This is a genomic window from Pseudonocardia benzenivorans CB1190, assembly GCF_000196675.2.
GTDB lineage: Bacteria > Actinomycetota > Actinomycetes > Mycobacteriales > Pseudonocardiaceae > Pseudonocardia > Pseudonocardia benzenivorans.
Genome location: NC_015312.1, coordinates 525583 through 542463 on the forward strand (window position 1 = coordinate 525583; position 16881 = coordinate 542463).

Consider the following 16881-nt stretch of genomic DNA (forward strand, 5'->3'; position numbering starts at 1 on the left):
CGTCGGCGAGGGGTCCGATCCCTACTCTGCAGCTCCCGGACAGCGAGTCGTCACCGCGACGACGTGCGGTTTCCGGGGTCAGGGGAGCTCCTCGCATGACGACCTCGGGGGTGGCCGCGCGGCCGGGCGGCGCAGGCGACGGTGTCCTGGCCCGCCATCCGCTCGTGTCGTTCTTCGTGCTCGCCTTCGCCGGGTCGTGGGTGGTGGAGCTGCCCGTCGTGCTGTCCCGGACCGGCACGGGCGCGCTGCCGTACGACCTCCCGCCGATCGCCGACGCCCTCCTCATCGCCGCCGCGACGTTCACCGGCCCGACGATGGCGGCGTTCGTGATGGCCCGCGTCGCCGAGGGCCCGGAGGGGCCGAGGCGGCTGCTGCGCCGCTACCTGCAGTGGCGCGTGAAGTTCCGCTGGTACGTGTTCGTGCTGCTGGTCATTCCGGCGAGCGAGATCGTCGGGGCCGTCGTGCTGCCCGGGGCCGTGACGTCGTACCAGCCGGTGACCGCGGCGATGGCGCTCGGCTACCCGCTGGCCTTCGTGTCGACGTTCGTCCTCGGCGGCCCGCTCGGTGAGGAGCCCGGCTGGCGCGGGTTCGCGCTGCCCAGGCTGCAGGCGGCACGCGGCCCGCTCGTCGGCAGCGTCGTCCTGGGCGTGGTGTGGGCGGTGTGGCACTTCCCGCTGTTCTGGACCGGGGTGTGGACGCCGCTCTCGCTCGGCAACGTGCTGATGTTCGTCGCGATGATCACGGCGCTGACCGTCGTCATGTCGTGGGTGTTCAACAACGTGGGCGGCAGCCTGCTGATCACGATGCTGATGCACGCGTCGTTCAACACCTTCGCCAACAAGATCGTCGCGCCGATGTTCCCGGCTCCGTTGCTGACCGAGTACGGCCTGCTCCCGGAGCTGGTCGGGTTCGGCATCGTCGCGATCGTGGTCGTCGCGGCGACGCGGGGCCGGCTGAGCTACCGCGTCGACCGCGCGGTCACCTGAGCCGGGTCACCCGTCGCGCAGCACGACGCGGCGGCGGATCCGCCAGCCGCCCGGGGTGCGGACGAGCTCGTCGACGATCGTGGTGATGCGCAGCAGCCGCGACGACTCGCCCCGCGGGGTGCCGACGATCTGCAGGTACGCGGTGCTGGTCAGCGCGTCGGGGCCGGTGGCGGCGACGTCGACCGTGCTGATGACGTGGTGCAGCGCCTCACCGGACTCGACGCAGGCCGCGTGGAAGCGCTCGGCGAACGCCGTGAGCTCGGCGGTGCCCGTCGACGGCTCGGGATAGCTGGGGGAGCGGAACTCCCCGTCGGAGGTGAAGGTCGCCGCCCAGTCGGCGGCCCGCCCGGAGTCGATCGCGTGGCTCTGCCGGCCGTAGAGCTGGTGGACGGCCAGCACGTCCTCGGTCGTGACGTCGATGGCGCACCTCCCGGGGGGCGGGGTCAGTTCGGGCTGCTGGTGACGGGTGCAGACTCCCAGACGAACCCGTCGGGGTCGGTGAAGCCGTCGCCGTCACCGGCGATGGCGATGCGGTGCGATCCCGAGCCCGCCATGTCGACACCGGCGTCCTTCGCGAGCGCCTTGCGCGGGTAGAGGGCGAGCTTCACGGGTGCGCCGGGCGTCGAGAACTCGACGTACTTGCCGCCGAAGCTCCGCCCGACCGTCAGCCCGTGCTCGACGTAGAACCGCTTGCTGGCCTTGACGTCGGTGACGCCGAGCAGCAGGACGATCTCGTCGACCTCCCGGGTGGCGGGCCCGGTGTCCTTCTTCTTCGAGGTCGCGATCTTCCAGATCGTGCCGTCCGGTGCGCGGACCACGCCGCCGTAGCCCCAGAAGGTCTTCTCGACCGGCTTGACGACGGTCGCACCCGCCGCGACCGCGCTCGCGACGAGGGCGTCGACGGTGCTCGGCCGGCCGACGACGAGCGAGAGCGTGCACGCGCGGAAGCCGTCGGTGGGCGCGTCGGACCCGCGGACCGCGAGCCGGCCGTCGAGGCCGAGTGCGGTGAGGAAGGCGCGGGTGGCGGCGGGGTCGGTGGTCTCGATGACGACGGAGTCGATGGAGGTCATGAGAAAACGGTAGGGAGGACCTGGGCGGCGCGGCTTCTCGATTCCTGACCGATCTCGGGCCGGGCCGGGCAGCGCCCTCAGGAGGCGGTGGTTCCCGGCGCCATCAGCGCGTCGACCGGCGCGGCGTCCGTCGCGTCGGCCTCCGCCGCCGCGTCGAACTCCGCGTCGGCCGTGGTGGCCGGCAGGTCGGGCCACCACAGCCGCAGGTCACTGTTGTCGATGCCCACGTGTCCTTCGTACCCCGAGATCATCACCGGCATGCGGCGGGGTGCCGTCGGCACGGCGCCGGGCTGCTCAGCTCGCCGGCTCCAGGGCGAAGCCCTCGTACCCGGCGTCGGCGACCTCACCGAGCTTCTGCCGGTAGGCGCCGATGCCCGCCATGTAGAACATCACGGAGTTCTTCTTGCCCGGGATGTTCGCGCCGAAGATCCAGGAGTCGGCCCGGGGGAACAGCGTCGCGTTCGCGATCTCCGCGCAGGTCGCCGTCCACCCCGCCTCGGCCTCGGGCGTCGGCTCGACCGCACGTGCGCCGGTGCGCTCGGCGGTGGCGATGAGCTCGCCGATCCAGTCGACCTGCGACTCGATGCTCGGCGGCAGGTTGGTGAACGGGCCGTTGGGGCCGAGGATCATGAACATGTTCGGGAAGCCCGCCTTCGACAGCCCGAGGTAGCTCGTCGGCCCGTCCTGCCAGTGCTCGTCGATGTGCCGGCCGCCGCGGCCGCGCAGGTCCATCGCCCGGTAGTTGCCGTCCACGGCGTCGAATCCCGTCGCGAGGACGAGCACGTCGAGGGTGTGCTCCACGCCGTCGGCGGTGCGGACGCCGGCGGGGGTGACCGCCTCGATCGGGTTCTCCTTGATCGAGACGAGCTCGACGTTGTCGCGGTTGAACGTCTCGTAGTAGCCCTCGTTGCACAGCGGTCGCCGGGCGTAGAGGTCGTCGGGGGTGAGCTTGCGGGCAGTCTCCGGGTCGTCGACGATCTCGGCGATCTTCGAGCGGATGAACGCCGCGGCAGCCTCGTTGGCCTCGGGGTTCGTCGCGATGTCGCAGAACGTGCCGAACATGAACCGGAAGCCGTTGCCCTTGTCCCAGTTCTCCTGGAACACGCGGCGCCGTTCCTCCTCCGGGACGCTCATCGCCTCGACGGTGCTCTCCTCGAACCCGAACGCGACGACAGACGTGCGGACCTGCGCCCAGATCGCGTCGAAGTTCTCCTTGGTGCGCGCGACCTCCGCCGGGTCGACCGGCCCGTTGCCCGACGGCACGCTGTACTGGGGTGTCCGCTGGAAGACCGTCAGATGTCCGGCGATCTTCGCGGCGGCGACGATGAACTGCGTCCCCGTCGAGCCGGTGCCGATGACGCCGACGCGCTTGCCGGTGAGGTCGAGGTCGTCGGGCCAGGCGTTGGTGTGGACCAGCCGGCCGGCGAACGAGTCGAGGCCCGGGATGTCGGGGATGTTGGTCCGGGCCAGCAGCCCGAGCGCGTTGACCAGGTAGCGGCAGGTGACGGTGTCGCCGCCGCTCGTCGTGACGTTCCAGAGCGCGCTGTCCTCGTCGTAGGTCGCGCCGGTGACCTCGGTGCCGAGCCGGATGTCGCGACCGAGGTCGTGGCGCTCGACGACGTGCTCCAGGTAGGCGAGGACGTCGGGCTGGTCGAGGTATCGGGTCGACCAGTCGTAGGACTGCAGCAGGTCCTTGTCGAAGGAGTAGCGGTAGACGAAACCCTCGGTGTCGGACTTCGCTCCCGGGTACCTGTTGAAGTACCACGTCCCGCCGACGCCGTCGCCCTTCTCGAAGGCGCGCACCGTGAGCCCGAGCTCCTCGCGGAGCTTGTAGACCATGTAGATGCCGCCGAAACCGGCACCGACGACGACGGCGTCGACGTCCGGTGTGGGGTTCGTGCTCATGACGTTCTCTCCTCGCGTTGTCGTGCCGGCGTCCTCGGGACGGCGTTCATCGGGACGGCGTTCGTCGGGGGTGGCCGGTCAGGCGCGGTACCAGCGCGCGATCCTGGCGATCTCCTCGTCGGCCTCGGGCGCGTTGCCCGCCAGGCACGGGAAGACGTGCTGCATGCCGTCGGCGACCGACAGGGTGGCGTCGACGCCCGCGGCCCGCGCGCGTTCGACGAGCCGGGTGGCGTCGGCCAGCAGCGACTCGGCCGCGCCCGCGTCGACGTAGAGCCGCGGGAAGCCGGCGAAGTCGGCGTGCAGCGGGTTGGCGAGCGGGGTTCGCGGGTCGATGCGGCCCTCGGCGAGCACCGCGGCGATCATCGACTCGAGGATCGGCACGGAGATCAGTGCGTCGGTGGCGTCGTTGGTCACGAGCGTCTCGCCGGAGTTCTCCATGTCCAGCCAGGGGGAGAGGGCGATCACCCCGCCCGGCAGCGGCCGGCCCCGTTCGCGCAGCGCGAGCGGGATCGCGACGGCCAGGTTGCCGCCCGCCGAGTCACCGATCGTCGTGACCGCGGCCGGGTCGACGCCACGCTCGACGAGGCCGGTGAAGGCGGCGACGCCGTCCTCGACCTGGGCCGGGTGCGGATGTTCGGGTGCGCGCCGGTAGTCGAGCACGAACGCGGTGACCCCCAGCTGCTTCGCGACGTGCGCGGCCAGCTTGCGATGGCTCGCCGCCGAACCGACGACGAACCCGCCGCCGTGGGTGTACAGCAGCACCCGCGACGTGTCCGCGCCCGTCGGCAGCGTCCAGATGCCCGGGACGCCGCCGATCGTCTCCTCGCGGTAGGTGACGTCCTCCGGCTCGCGGGTCGGCTGGTGCCATTCGTCGAACAGGCTGCGGGTCAGCCGCGTCGTGAGACCGGGTGTCGTCGCGATGATCGATGCCCAGTCCGCGTACAGCTCCCGCAGCGCGTCCGACTGGAGCGACGTCGTCGTCGTCATCGCGGTGTCCTCCTCGCGCTCGTGTGACTCACGGCTCACTGTGACGCGGCGCGTCGGGGCCGAGGTGTTCCGTTTCGGAACGGTCGGAGGCGCAGGGTTCCGGTTGGCCCGGCGGCCCTTCGTGAGGCACCGTGGGGTGATCGGGCGCGCGGGGGCGTCCGACGGAGACCGACCACGGGGCAACGATGCGTCGAAACGAGGTCAGGCACCTGCCGGCGATGTCGTCGGCGGAACTCGAGCGCACCCGCCGCAGCCGGCTGGCGCTGCTCGACGGCGGCCTCCTGGCGGAGCCGCCCGGTCGCGCGGGCGTCCCACCCGTGATCGAGAACAGCTGGCGACGCTGCATCGCCGACGCGGTCCCCGTCGCGCCGGACCACCTCGACTACCGCGAGCCCCACGACGTGCTGCCCGTCCTGCGCCGGGCCGCCGAACCCGTCATCGACCGGCTCGCGGAGAGCTTCGGGGAGGTGCCGGTCGCGATGGTGCTCTCTGACGCGACCGGCCGCATCGTGCTGCGGCACGTCGCCGTCCGGCGACAGCGCGACGTCATGGACCGGGCGAGCGCGGCCGAGGGCTTCGACTTCTCCGAGCCCTCGGTCGGCACGAACGGGCTGGGCACCGTCCTCGTCGAGCGCCGACCGGTGCTGGTGCGCGGCCCGGAGCACTACAACCCGCTGCTCGAGGACCTCACGTGCGCGGGGACACCGATCGTCGAGCCGTTCACCGGGCGGATGATCGGGTCGTTCTCCCTGACCTGCGCGACGCGCGACGTCCACCCGCTGATGTCGGTGATGACCGGGGACATCGGGCGTCAGATCGAGGGCCGCATCCTGGAGGAGGCCGGCGAGCGGCGCATACGGCTCGTCGAGGCGTACCTCGCCGTCGACCGGGCGGGTGCCGCGGCGCTCGTCGTCGACGAGGAGACGGTGCTGGCCAACCGGCTCGGGCTCGCCCACACCGGTCCCGAGCTGCATCCGCTGCTGTGGCAGTACCTGGCCGAGCACGGGCCGCGCCGGCCGACCCGGATGCGGGTCCCGCTGGTCGACGGCCCGCGCGACGCACTCGTCGAACCGATCCCGGGGCTACGGCCCGCATACAGCGTGCGGCTGGTGCCGGCCGTCCCGTCGCCGGAGCGCACACCCGTCCGGCCCGAGCGTGGTGCCCGGTCCGAGGTGGAGCGCGAGCTCGCGGCGGTCGTGCGGCACCGCGAGATCGCCGCGCTGACGGGTGACCCGGGTACCGGCAAGCTCCGGACGGCGCGGGACGTGCTGCGGCGCGGCGGCGCGGGCGATCCGTTGGTCGTCGAGCCCGCGACCGACGACGGCTGGTTCGACGCCGCGCGGACCGCGCTCGCCGCCGGGCGCGGCGTCGTCGTGCGCCGGGTGCACGAGCGACCGGGTCCGACGGCCGCGCAGCTGCGCACCCTCGCCGACCTCGGCGGCCCGCTCGCGATCACGGCCGATCTCGACGCCGCATCCGACGACGTCGTCGGGGCGGTCCGGCAGGTCGCGACGACCGTGCGGCTGCCGACCCTGGCCCAGCGCCGTGACGACCTCCCCGCGCTGGTCAGGGACCTGCTGGCGGAGCTGTCGGAACCGGAGTCGACGACGCGGTTCGCGCCGGCCGCGTGGGAGCGGCTGATGGCCTGGCACTGGCCCGGCAATCTCGCCGAGCTGCGGACGACGGTCGTCGCCATGGCGCGCCGGGCGGCCGGCGGTGTCGTCGAGCTTGCCGACCTGCCGCCCGAGCTGCGCGGACCCCGGCGGACGCTGACCGGGATGGAGTCGGCTGAGCGCGACGCCGTCGTGGAGGCGCTGCGCGCCGCGGGGGGCAACCGGACCCGCGCGGCCAGGGCGCTCGGGATCGGCCGCAACACCCTGTACCGCAAGATCCGCGAGTTCGGGATCGACTGAGGGGTTCGCCTCCGGTGCCGCGGTCCGCGGGCGTCACCCCAGGTCGAGGAAGGTCCCGCCCGCCTCCTCGGCGAGCCGCGGCCCGAACAGCGCCGCGGGTGTGAACGCACCCGGCCGCGCGTCCCCGGCGGCGAGGTGCCGCGCGGCGGCCGCCGCGGCCGCCGCCGTGAAGTCCATGCCGTCCTGCGCGCGCAGCCAGCCCTCGGACACGGCGCCGTCGGTCCACGTGACGCGGGCGTGCGCCCAGGAGTGCACACGCGTCGCGGGCCGGGCTGCCGGCTGCAGCGCGGCGAGCCGGCGGATCGCGAGCTCGCGCAGCGGCCGCAGCCGGGTGAGGCCCCCGACGGCGGGGAGCAGTGCCGCGACCCCGCCGTGCGGCGCCTCCGACGACGCGGCGTCGTCGGGGAGGCGCCGCCGCTCTCGGAGTGGAAGCGTCGCGACGCCCGGTCGCACACGGCGGCTGTCGCAGGGGAGACCATCCAGGGCGTCTCGGGCTGCACGGGCGTGACGCGGGGCCGGGCCCGAGTGCTGACCGACCCCAACGACCCGTCGGCCCTCGAGCCGGGCGACATCCTGGTCGCGCCGATCACCGATCCGTCGTGGACGCCGCTGTTCGTCGCGGCCTCGGCCGTCGTCGTCGACGTGGGAGCGCCGTTCTCGCACGCCGCGATCGTCAGCCGTGAGCTGGGCATCCCGTGCGTCGTGTCGGCGACGGACGCGACGGGCCGCATCCCGGACGGGGCGTTGATCGAGGTCGACGGCACCGCGGCGACGGTGACGATCATCGAGGCGTGACCTCGGGGCGCCCACGGGCTCGACCCGGCGGGAGCCTGAGCGGACGACGGGATTCGAACCCGCGACCCTCACCTTGGCAAGGTGATGCGCTACCAGCTGCGCTACGTCCGCAGTGCGGGCCACGGCCCGCAGCCGAACCTTACCCCACCGCCGGTGTGGTCCGGCCGTCCGTCGCCGGACGCCGGGCCACCACCCGGGCGAACGCCGCCGCGGGCAGGAACATGAGCACGCTCGGCAGCAGGCACGGCACCCCGAGCCGGGCGAGCCGCCCAGGATCAGGGGACCAGGCAGATCTTCCCGACGGTCCGACGCTCCTCGAGGAGCGTGTGCACGTGCGCGGCGTCGGCCAGCGGGAAGGTCTCGGTCCGCAGGCGGACCGCTCCGGCCGCGACGCGGTCGAGGACGTGGGTGATCGCCCGGCCCGGCTCGGCGGGGTCGGCGTCGATGATCCGGCGCAGGATGAACCCGCTGACGGTCTGCCCCCTCGGCATCAGCCGCCGGGCGTCGAAGACCGCGGGCTGTTGGGTCGACGAGCCGACGACTACGTAGCGCCCGTTGTGCCCCAGCGCGTCGAGGGCGGCCGCGAACACCGGGCCCCCCACCATGTCGACCACCACGTCGACGCCGCGCCCGTCGGTCAGGTCCCGCAGCGTGCCACGCAGGTCGGGGTCCGCGGGATCGACGGCCCCCGCGCAACCGAGCTCGCGGGCCCGCTCGCGCTTCGCCGGGGTCGAGGCCGTGCCGATCACCCGGGCGCCGAGGTCGGCGGCCAGTTGCACCGCGAGCCCGCCGACGCCACCGGTCGCGCCCGTGACGAGGACCGTCTCGCCCGGGCGGGTACGGCCGTGCCGGTCGACGGCGTACCAGGCGGTGATGCCCTGCAGGAACCCGGCGGCGACGGTGACGGGCGCGACGTCGGCGGGCACCGGGTAGGCGCGCCGGCCCGCGACGACGGCGTGGTCGGTGTACCCGCCGCCCTCGGTCAGGAACGCCGCGACGGTCGTGCCGACGACGTGCCCCGACCCCGGCCCGGCCCACACCACGGTGCCGACGGCCTCGACCCCCGGCACGTCGGGGAGCTGCTGGTCGCGGCGGTACTCGCCGCGCCGGACCATGGTGTCGGCGAAGTTGACCCCGGCCGCGGCCACGGCCACGACGACGTCGGCCGGCCCGGGGGTGGGCAGCGGCTCGGTGACGAGCTCGAGCACGTCGGGGGGTCCGAAGCGGGAGAACTGCACGGCGCGCCGGGACTGTGGGGGAGCGGTCATGGACTTCTTCGTACCGGTTCGCCGCCGCTCGCCGCGACCTGGCGGCGGCCACGGCGAAGAAGATGTCGTCGCCCCCCGCGACTCGACCCGGGCCCCGTCCGACGTCGCCGACTTCGGTGGATCGGCCGGGCTCCCGGCCCGAGGGTGGTGCCCCGCGCCGGCGCGGATCGAGGGTGGGCGGTTCACCGTAGTCGCGGCGCACCCGGCCGGGGGGCGTCGAGCAGGACGGGCAGCGAGGTCAGCCGCCACGTTCCCGGGTCGGGGCGGCGGGCGGCCTCGTCGGGTTCCGGCAGCCGCGGGGCGCGGCGCAGGACCGCCCGCAGCGTCACCTCGGTCTGCATCCGCGCGAGGCCCGCGCCCAGGCAGAAGTGCGGACCGTGCGCGAACCCGAGGTGCGCGTTCGCGTTCGGCCGGTCGAGGCGCAGGACGTCGGGGTCGGTGAAGACCCGCGGATCGCGGTTGGCGCCGACGAGCGCCGCGGCCACCATGTCGCCCTTGCCGATCGTGACGTCGTCGAGCTCGACGTCCTCCTGTGCGATCCGCGGCAGGGACAGCAGCTGGGGTCCGCACCAGCGGATCAGCTCCTCGACGGCGTTGGGCAGCAGGGCGGGGTCGGCGCGCAGTGCGGCCGCCGAGCCGCGGTGGGTGAGCAGCGCGTGCACGGCGTTGGGGACGAGCAGGGCCGGGACCTGCCCCGCGAGGAGCAGCTGCCAGACGAGCGTGACCAGCTCGGTGTCCGTGGGGCCGTCGGGAGTGCGGACGAGCGTCGAGAGGACGTCGTCGCCGCGGCGGGCGCGAGCGGCCTCGACGGCCGCGCGGGCGGCCTCGATGATCCGTGGCACGGCCTCGACGAACGCGGGGCCGTGCCCGGTGGCGACCGCTGCACCGAACTCGTGCCAGGGCGCCCGCTCGTCCTCGGGCACGCCGACGAGGGCGCAGATGATCTCGATCGGGAGCGGTCGCGCGACCTCGACGAGATCGACGCGCCCGGCGGCCACGCGCGCGAGCGCCGCGTCGACGATCGCCTCCGCCCGTGGGCGGAACGCCGCCGCCCTCGCCGGGGTGAACGCGGGCGAGACGGCGCTCCGCAACCGGGCGTGCTCGGGGCCCTCCATCTGCTGCATCGTGCGCAGGTAGGGCAGGTACTCGGCCGCGACGAGCGTCGGGAGCAGGGCGAACGTCGCCTCGCCGAGGGCGAGGCGCGGGTCGGTGAACAGGGCGCGGGCCGGCGCGTAGCGGGTGACCGCCCACATCGGCGGCATCCCGGGGGCGACGAGCCGGGCGACCGCCGAGCGTTCGCGGGCCGCGCCGTAGGTGGCTGCCGGATCGCGCGACGACTCCGGATCGGACAGGTCGATCTCGACGACGGTCACGGCGGCAGCACCTCTAGAATGTTCACTACAGATGTTCACATCATCTGAATGTTGACGGTATCGTCGGTCGACATCGGGAGCAAGCGAGTGGAGGACCATGGCACGGCTGTCCCGCTCCGAGATGCAGCAACGCAACCGGGCCCGCGTCCTCGAGGCTGCCCGCGAGGAGTTCGGCGACAAGGGCTTCCGCGACGCCAAGGTCGACACCATCGCGGCCGCCGCCGATCTGACCCGCGGCGCGGTCTACTCCAACTTCCCGAGCAAGCGGGCCCTCTACCTCGCCGTGCTCGCCTCCGACGCCGCCGCCGTTCCCGAGCCCGACGGCCCACCCGGCCGGGCGCCGTCGACGGCGGCACAGGCGCTCGCCGCCCTCGCCCGCGGCCGGCTCGCGCGGCTGCCGCTGGCCGTCGACGAGCATCGCGGGCCCGTCCGGCTCGCCTCGGGCCTCGAGCAGGAGATCGCCGCCGACGAGCGGCTCCGCACCCCGTTCGCGCAGCTCCAGGCGCTGAATGCCATCGTCGTCGGGCTGGCGCTCGAACAGACGCTGCGGCGCCGCGAGGACCGGCGGATGGTCCGGGTCGCCGAGACCGCGCTGACCCTGCTCCAGGGCGCGGCGCGGCTCGCCGTCGCCGCGCCCGGCTTCGGCGAGCCCTTCACCGTCGTCCGCGCCTGCGAGCATCTGGCCGACGCCGACCTGGACGACGCCTGGACCGAGCCCGCGTTCGCCGCCTACGCCCCCGCGCCGCGCCCGGTCGACGAGCCGTGGCAGCCCCCGGTGGTGGACGACGCCCTGCGCGGCAACCAGGTCACCTTCTCCGGCGACGGGCTCGTGGTCGTGCTGGGGCTGCATCGGCTGGAGGCGTTCGAACACGTCGTCCGCGCCGCACCGCCCGGTACCGAGATCACCGCGGCGGTCGTGACCGCGGACCGGCACGAGGCCGGGATGCTCGCGCGGCTCGTCGTCACCGAGCTCGCGTCGGCGCTGCGCCCGATCTTCCCGACGTTGCTGCCGCCGGGGCTGCGGATCGTCCTCGACGAGGACGGCGCGCTCGCCGCGGCGGCGGGGGTGGCCTCGGTGTCGGACATGACCGAGGCCGGAGTGCGGCTGGCGGGCGGCCGCGTCGTCGCCCGGGCGGACGGTTGGGGTGCCGCCCATGCGATCGGCGCGGCCCGCTAGGAACGCTCCGTGGGCAGGCGGGTCGCCGCCGCGAGGTCGAGCCGTGGCCCGTCGTGCAGGTCCGCGAGCAGCTCCCGGCGCCGCGGCCTCGCTGTCGCGCCGGCCGCCCTCGGCGGTCGGGGGCGAGGGTGCAGGCGAGGACCTGCAGGAGCGTCGACCTGCCGCGCCCGTTCTCGCCGACGACGGTCGTCAGAGGTAGAGCTGGTACCGAGGCACGGCGCGGACGCTAGCCGGGCGGGTCGTCAGTGATCGACCGGTTCTCGAGGAACCGCAGCCGGTAGCGGTGGTAGAGACCCAGCAGGGCCAGTTCCAGCACGACCACGGCGACGACCAGGTCGGCGTCGATGTAGCCGAGCACGACGTTCACCCCGGCGAGCCCGAGGACCAGCCCCAGCCGTCCGACGCGCAGCCCGAAGCGGTCGCGCCCGATGAGCAGCGCGCCCGCGGCGACGACGAGCATCAGCCCGACCACGGTCTCGCCCGCCGAGGCGATGACCAGCGCGGGCGGACGGCTGCCGGGCGGGACGGTCTCGTCGTCGATGATGATCGTCGCGTCCGGGTCACCGGTGGCCAGCGCGACGAAGACGGCCAGGCCGACCAGCGAGAGCAGCCCGATCAGCACCGATCCGAGGATCAGCACGACCCGGTGCAGCCAGCGTGGGAGCACGGCGCGCTCGATCCGTGTCAGCACGCCGAGCACCCGATGCATGCGCTGCGGCGCAGCGACGACGGGCGCGTTCTCGACGACCGGCCGAACCCGCGTGGCGAGGTCGGCCAGATCCGGACGTGAGGTGTCGGCCGCGAGCGCGTCGATGTCGCGCAACAGTTCCCGGCGGGCCGCGGGACGCAGCGGGCCGTCGGCGACCGCCTTGAGCGCGACGGTCACGCTGTAGGCGAGGGTGCGCCCGTTCGTCAGGTGGGCACGGCGGGCGAGCACCGCGACCGCGAGCACCCCCAGGAAGACGAGATAGATGATCGGCGCGGCGAGCGGGGTGAAGTAGTCGTTGCGCTGGGTGATGAACTTGCCGACCTCGTCGACGAACAGCCCGGAGCCCGCGCCGACGAGGACCGCCGTCAGGGGCTGCACCCAGCGGTTGCCCCACAGCAGCGTGAGGACGCCGCCGACGATCAGCAGCAGCCCGCCCCACAGCGCGTGGGCCAGGTGGTATACGTCGCCGCCGATCTGCGGCCAGCCCGAGAGACTCAGGTACAGCCGGGTCACGACGACCGTCACCCCGAACGAGACGGCGAGCAGCGCGACCCAGCGGGCACCGTCGGCACGGGGGACCGGTGAGTGCATCGGTCCGGCCGGCTGCGGGCGCGCGTCTGCCGCAGCGGGCGCGGGCTCGGTGCGCGTCATCGGGTCCTCCGGCCACCTCGCGGCGCCACCGGCGACCGGGAGCCGGTGGACCAGGGAACGGTAGCGGGATCACGGCCCCTGGTCACCGGGCCGCGCGGCGCACGGGGGTCAGGCCGGGAGCCGGCGCACCCCCACCGGTGGCGGCCACGGCACCCCGAAGTGCTCCCGGAGGGCGGCCCGGCCGTCGTCGGTGGGACGCAGTGCCCGCGAACGCGGCGTGCGGCGCACCCAGCCGCGGTCGACGAGGGTGTCGAGCAGCGCCCGCCCGAGCGGTCCCGCGACGTGGTGGCGCTGCTCGGTCCAGTCGGTGCAGCAGCGGACGCCGACGGCCTCGGGGACCGCGACGCCGATGGCCGTCAACGCCTCGCGGCCGCCCGGGGTGAGCAGGTAGGTGGCGTCGTCGGGGAACCGGCCGCGTGGGCGCGGCACGTCGAGCCCGGGCTCCTCGACGAGGTGGCCACGGTCGCGCAGCGCGTCGGTGAGCGCGACGCCGAGCCGTCCGGCGACGTGGTCGTAGCAGCACCGGGCCAGTCGCATGGCGTGCGCGCGGGTCCCCTCGCGCAGCGACCGGATCGGTTGTGCGGGCGAGAGCCGGGCGAGCTGCTCGAGCAGCCGCCCGACCTCGTCGCCCGCGAGCCGGTAGTAGCGGTAGCGGCCCGACGCGACAACCTCCAGCAGCCCGGCCGCGCGCAGGTGCTTCAGGTGCGCACTGGCGGTCGCGGCGCTGACGCCGGCCTCCGCGGCGAGCATGCTCGCCGGTAACGCCCGGCCGTCGTCGAGCGCCATCAGCATGCGGCAGCGGCCACGGTCGGACAGTGCGGCACCGATGACCGAGAGATCGGCCTCGCCCTGGTCGGTCATGCGTTGCTCCTATGTCAAGCGGCGACCGGTTGGGGACCGGTCGTTGTGCTTGTGGTGGTGTGCAGGAGGTTGAACACGACGCGGGCGAGGCGTCGTTTGAGGGCGCGCAGGGCTTCCATCTTCGTGTTCCCCATCTCGAGCCGTCGCTGGTAGTAGGTGCGGCTGGGAATGTCGGGCAGGCGGGCCTGGGTGACCGCGATCCGGTGTAGCGCAGCGTTGAGCTGCCGGTTCCCGGCGCGGGCGAGGCGGTGACGGTTCGTGCGCCCCGACGATGCCGGTATCGGCGCCACGCCGGCGTGCATGGCGAAACAGGCCTCGGACCGAAACCGGGACATGTTCGCCACCTCACCAATGATTTTTGCCGCGGTCAGTCCGGCCACCCCGGGCACGGCCTGCAGCTGCGGCGCGACCTGCTCGACCAGCCGTGACAGCTCCCGCTCCAGCGCGTTGACCCGCACCGTGACCGCGCGGATGTCGGCCAGCAGCTCGGCGGCGATCCGCGCCACCATCTGCGACTGCGGCGCCGGAGGGTGCTGGCCCAGCCAGGCCAGCAACCGGTCCAGCACGCGCAGCCGGTCCAGGCCGCGGGAGGGAATGTCGAGGTCGGGGTCGAGCTCGTGCAGGTGCCAGCGCACCCGGTTCTGCATCCGGGTCCGCTCGGCGACGAGGTCCTCACGATGGTCGACCAGCAGCTTCAACTCCCGCGAGGTCCGGTCGTGCTCGGCGGCGGGCAGGTCGGGCTCGCGCAGCGCGGCGCGGGCGATGGCCAGCGCGTCGATCGGGTCGGACTTGCCCCGGGTGCGGGCAGCGGCCCGGGCTCCGGCCATCAGCTTGGGCGGGACCCGCACCACCCGCTCACCCGCGGACAGCAGCGCCCGTTCCAGCCGGGTCGAGACGTGGCGGCAGTCCTCGATCGCCCACATCCGCCCGCCCGGGTGGTGTGCCCGGGCCCAGCGCACCAAGGCGGCATGGCCGCGATCGCGGGCGGGTACGGTCTTCTGCCCGATCTCGCGGCCGATCTCGTCGACCGCGACCGTCGTGTGGGTGTCCTTGTGGACGTCGACTCCCAGCACCACCATGGGTGGCGTCACCTCTTCTCATCTCGGAGGGACGGCTGGGCCGGCCGGCGGACACGTCTCAGTGGGGGCGCGGCCACGCTCCTATCAAGTCACGCCGGTCGGCCCTGACCAGCGGTGATCGGCACAACGCATGCACTCCAACCCCACACAGGGGCGGCACCGACCGTAGGAGCCAGATCACCACCGGCCAGGATCCCAACCACCGCAACAGCGGCAATCCCACCCTGACACTGACTCGACCGTAGGCCGGTGACGGTTCGTCGACCGGCGAAATGACGTCTCCATTTTCGAACTTGACGTCGAGGTCAGATATCAATAGCGTCGAGCCGCCCCCCAGTCGAGCGGAGGACGACGCGGATGTCGATCTCGGACCAGTCGATCTCGGAGCCCGCCGTGGCACTGCCTGCGGCCTCCTACTGGCCCGCCACCACGGACGTCGATCTCGATGTGACGACGGTCGGCGCGCTGCTGCGCCGCGTCGCCACCGAGGTGCCCGACCGGATCGGGCTGGTCGACGGGCCGGCCGACCCCGCGCAGCGCCGTCGCTGGACCTACGCCGAGATGCTCGACGCGGCCGAGTCTGTCGCCGCCGCGCTGCTGGCCCGCTTCCGGCCCGGGGAGCGCGTCGCGGTCTGGGAGTCCAACCGCGCCGAGTGGGTGCTGCTGCAGATGGGCGCTGCGCTCGCGGGCATCGTCGTCGTCACGATCAATCCGCAGTACCGCACCGAGGAGCTGCGCTACGCGCTGGGCCAGTCCGGCAGCGTCGGGATCGTGCACGGCACCGAGCACCGCGGGGTCTCGATGACCGGCATCGTCGAGAGCGTCCGCGACGAGCTGCCCGACCTGCGCGAGACGATCTGCTTCGCCGACTGGGACGCGTTCGTCGCGAGCGGCGATCGTTCGACGCCGCTGCCCGACGTCTCGCCCGACGACCCGAACCTGATCATCTACACCTCCGGGACGACGGGATTCGCCAAGGGCGCCCTGCTGCACAACCTCGGCGTCGTCAACGCCTCGCGGCTCTCCGCCGAGCGTGCCGGCTTCCGCGACGGCGACGCCTGGATCAACCCGATCCCCCTGTTCCACACCGGTGGCGGGGTGCTCGCGAGCATCGGCACGCTGGCCCGGCGCGGCGTGCACGTCGTGGTCCCGCAGTTCGACCCGGCACTGGTGCTGGAGCTGATGGAGACCGAGCGGGGCGCGCTGATCCTCACCGTGCCGACGATCCTGCTCGGTCTGCTCGACCATCCCGACCGGCCGGCGCGGGACGTGTCGGCCCTGCGCACGGTCATGTGCGGCGGCGCGAAGGTCCCGGCCGACCTGGTGCGGCGCACCAAGTCCACCTGGGGCTGCGACTTCTCGATCCTGTTCGGGCAGGCCGAGATGCACGGCGTGCTGACCCAGACCTTCCCCACCGACTCCGACGACGACCAGGCCGAGACGCTCGGGCGGCCGATGCCGCACGTCGAGGTCAAGATCGCCGACCCCTCGGGCGCGCCGGTCGCGGTCGGTGCCGAGGGCGAGATCTGCGCCCGCGGCTACCAGAACATGATGGGCTACTGGAACATGTCCGACGCGACGGGCGCGACGATCGACGCCGACGGCTGGCTGCACAGCGGCGACGTCGGGACCATGGACGAGCGCGGGTACCTGCGGATCGCGGGACGGCTCAAGGACCTCGTGATCCGCGGCGGCGAGAACATCCATCCCCTCGAGGTCGAGGAGCTGCTGCTCGAGCACGAGAAGGTCGCCGAGGTCGCGATCATCGGGATCCCGGACCCGAAGTGGGGGGAGCAGGTCGGCGCGGTCGTCCAGTCGGCCGACCCGACCGACCCGCCCACCCCCGACGAGCTGTTCACGTTCTGCCGCAGCAGGTTGGCGCCGTTCAAGACGCCGAAGCTGTGGTACTTCGTCGACACCTTCCCGCGCACGCCCTCGGGGAAGATCCAGAAGTTCGTGCTCCGCGACCGGGTGGCGTCCGGCGAACTCCGTGAGTGGCAATAGTCGCCGGAGCGACTATCGCCACTCGCGAGCTTTCAGAACGTCGCGGCCCGCTCCGCCGGCATGAGGCAGGTCAGGTTCGCGTCGGCGCACAGAATCTGCGGCA

Annotated in this window: 16 protein-coding genes and 1 tRNA gene; 5 read left to right on the forward strand and 12 right to left on the reverse strand. The window is 73.5% G+C overall.

Annotated elements, in window-relative coordinates:
• The first annotated feature begins 95 nt into the window (after positions 1–95).
• Positions 96–986: a CPBP family intramembrane glutamic endopeptidase gene (locus PSED_RS02490; RefSeq protein ID WP_013672691.1), complete on the forward strand. Its 891-nt coding sequence runs from the start codon at positions 96–98 to the stop codon at positions 984–986.
• A gap of 6 nt (positions 987–992) precedes the next feature.
• Here PSED_RS02490 and PSED_RS02495 read toward each other — a convergent pair whose 3' ends face one another.
• The 5 genes from PSED_RS02495 to PSED_RS02515 all read right to left on the reverse strand — a co-directional run bounded on the left by PSED_RS02495 (position 993) and on the right by PSED_RS02515 (position 4948).
• Positions 993–1385 (reverse strand): nuclear transport factor 2 family protein, encoded by a 393-nt coding sequence (locus PSED_RS02495; RefSeq protein ID WP_013672692.1) that lies wholly within the window; start codon positions 1383–1385, stop codon positions 993–995.
• Between the two features lie 44 nt (positions 1386–1429).
• On the reverse strand, positions 1430–2056 hold the full coding sequence (locus PSED_RS02500; protein WP_013672693.1) for a VOC family protein: 627 nt from the start codon (positions 2054–2056) through the stop codon (positions 1430–1432).
• A gap of 77 nt (positions 2057–2133) precedes the next feature.
• Positions 2134–2283, reverse strand: coding sequence for a hypothetical protein (locus PSED_RS02505; RefSeq protein ID WP_158511284.1), 150 nt, complete (start codon positions 2281–2283; stop codon positions 2134–2136).
• A gap of 67 nt (positions 2284–2350) precedes the next feature.
• Positions 2351–3961: a flavin-containing monooxygenase gene (locus PSED_RS02510; RefSeq protein WP_013672695.1), complete on the reverse strand. Its 1611-nt coding sequence runs from the start codon at positions 3959–3961 to the stop codon at positions 2351–2353.
• 78 nt (positions 3962–4039) lie between these two features.
• Positions 4040–4948, reverse strand: a complete 909-nt coding sequence (locus PSED_RS02515) for an alpha/beta hydrolase (RefSeq protein ID WP_013672696.1) — start codon at positions 4946–4948, stop codon at positions 4040–4042.
• A gap of 185 nt (positions 4949–5133) precedes the next feature.
• Here PSED_RS02515 and PSED_RS02520 point away from each other — a divergent pair, with 185 nt between their 5' ends.
• Positions 5134–6861, forward strand: a complete 1728-nt coding sequence (locus tag PSED_RS02520; protein WP_013672697.1) for a sigma-54-dependent Fis family transcriptional regulator — start codon at positions 5134–5136, stop codon at positions 6859–6861.
• A 33-nt stretch (positions 6862–6894) separates the two neighbouring features.
• On the opposite strand, the gene PSED_RS02525 is transcribed toward PSED_RS02520, so the two are convergent.
• Complete coding sequence (locus tag PSED_RS02525; RefSeq protein ID WP_049803282.1) at positions 6895–7314, reverse strand: hypothetical protein; 420 nt, start codon at positions 7312–7314, stop codon at positions 6895–6897.
• A 51-nt stretch (positions 7315–7365) separates the two neighbouring features.
• Between PSED_RS02525 and PSED_RS02530 the strand changes: the two genes are divergently transcribed.
• Positions 7366–7656 (forward strand): PEP-utilizing enzyme, encoded by a 291-nt coding sequence (locus tag PSED_RS02530; RefSeq protein ID WP_233899281.1) that lies wholly within the window; start codon positions 7366–7368, stop codon positions 7654–7656.
• Between the two features lie 38 nt (positions 7657–7694).
• Here the strand turns inward: PSED_RS02530 and PSED_RS02535 are convergent.
• From PSED_RS02535 to PSED_RS02545, 3 genes are all read right to left on the reverse strand, one after another.
• Positions 7695–7767 (reverse strand) — tRNA-Gly (locus tag PSED_RS02535).
• Between the two features lie 164 nt (positions 7768–7931).
• Positions 7932–8924, reverse strand: coding sequence for a quinone oxidoreductase family protein (locus tag PSED_RS02540; protein ID WP_013672698.1), 993 nt, complete (start codon positions 8922–8924; stop codon positions 7932–7934).
• A gap of 182 nt (positions 8925–9106) precedes the next feature.
• Positions 9107–10297 (reverse strand): cytochrome P450, encoded by a 1191-nt coding sequence (locus tag PSED_RS02545; protein WP_013672699.1) that lies wholly within the window; start codon positions 10295–10297, stop codon positions 9107–9109.
• A gap of 97 nt (positions 10298–10394) precedes the next feature.
• Between PSED_RS02545 and PSED_RS02550 the strand changes: the two genes are divergently transcribed.
• Entirely contained in the window at positions 10395–11474 is a 1080-nt protein-coding gene (locus PSED_RS02550; protein WP_013672700.1) for a helix-turn-helix domain-containing protein, read from the forward strand.
• 226 nt (positions 11475–11700) lie between these two features.
• On the opposite strand, the gene PSED_RS02555 is transcribed toward PSED_RS02550, so the two are convergent.
• The 3 genes from PSED_RS02555 to PSED_RS02565 form a co-directional block, all read right to left on the reverse strand.
• Positions 11701–12834, reverse strand: a complete 1134-nt coding sequence (locus tag PSED_RS02555; protein WP_013672701.1) for a hypothetical protein — start codon at positions 12832–12834, stop codon at positions 11701–11703.
• A 108-nt stretch (positions 12835–12942) separates the two neighbouring features.
• Entirely contained in the window at positions 12943–13695 is a 753-nt protein-coding gene (locus tag PSED_RS02560; RefSeq protein ID WP_013672702.1) for an ArsR family transcriptional regulator, read from the reverse strand.
• Positions 13696–13709: 14 nt separating this feature from the next.
• A complete protein-coding gene (locus PSED_RS02565; RefSeq protein ID WP_013672703.1) occupies positions 13710–14774 on the reverse strand; it encodes an IS110 family RNA-guided transposase in 1065 nt (354 codons plus the stop codon).
• A 357-nt stretch (positions 14775–15131) separates the two neighbouring features.
• Between PSED_RS02565 and PSED_RS02570 the strand changes: the two genes are divergently transcribed.
• The gene (locus tag PSED_RS02570) at positions 15132–16778 is read left to right on the forward strand and encodes an AMP-binding protein (RefSeq protein WP_013672704.1); all 1647 of its coding nucleotides are present in this window, start codon (positions 15132–15134) and stop codon (positions 16776–16778) included.
• The last annotated feature ends 103 nt before the right edge of the window (positions 16779–16881 follow it).

What these genes read in the sequence shown, in the direction of transcription:
- PSED_RS02490 (WP_013672691.1), top strand. Translation starts at nt 96, where the DNA reads ATGACGACCTCGGGGGTGGCCGCGCGGCCGGGCGGCGCAGGCGACGGT.
- PSED_RS02500 (WP_013672693.1), bottom strand. Translation starts at nt 2,056, where the DNA reads ATGACCTCCATCGACTCCGTCGTCATCGAGACCACCGACCCCGCCGCC.
- PSED_RS02510 (WP_013672695.1), bottom strand. Translation starts at nt 3,961, where the DNA reads ATGAGCACGAACCCCACACCGGACGTCGACGCCGTCGTCGTCGGTGCC.
- PSED_RS02515 (WP_013672696.1), bottom strand. Translation starts at nt 4,948, where the DNA reads ATGACGACGACGACGTCGCTCCAGTCGGACGCGCTGCGGGAGCTGTAC.
- PSED_RS02520 (WP_013672697.1), top strand. Translation starts at nt 5,134, where the DNA reads ATGCGTCGAAACGAGGTCAGGCACCTGCCGGCGATGTCGTCGGCGGAA.
- PSED_RS02540 (WP_013672698.1), bottom strand. Translation starts at nt 8,924, where the DNA reads ATGACCGCTCCCCCACAGTCCCGGCGCGCCGTGCAGTTCTCCCGCTTC.
- PSED_RS02550 (WP_013672700.1), top strand. Translation starts at nt 10,395, where the DNA reads ATGGCACGGCTGTCCCGCTCCGAGATGCAGCAACGCAACCGGGCCCGC.
- PSED_RS02555 (WP_013672701.1), bottom strand. Translation starts at nt 12,834, where the DNA reads ATGACGCGCACCGAGCCCGCGCCCGCTGCGGCAGACGCGCGCCCGCAG.
- PSED_RS02560 (WP_013672702.1), bottom strand. Translation starts at nt 13,695, where the DNA reads ATGACCGACCAGGGCGAGGCCGATCTCTCGGTCATCGGTGCCGCACTG.
- PSED_RS02565 (WP_013672703.1), bottom strand. Translation starts at nt 14,774, where the DNA reads ATGGTGGTGCTGGGAGTCGACGTCCACAAGGACACCCACACGACGGTC.
- PSED_RS02570 (WP_013672704.1), top strand. Translation starts at nt 15,132, where the DNA reads ATGTCGATCTCGGACCAGTCGATCTCGGAGCCCGCCGTGGCACTGCCT.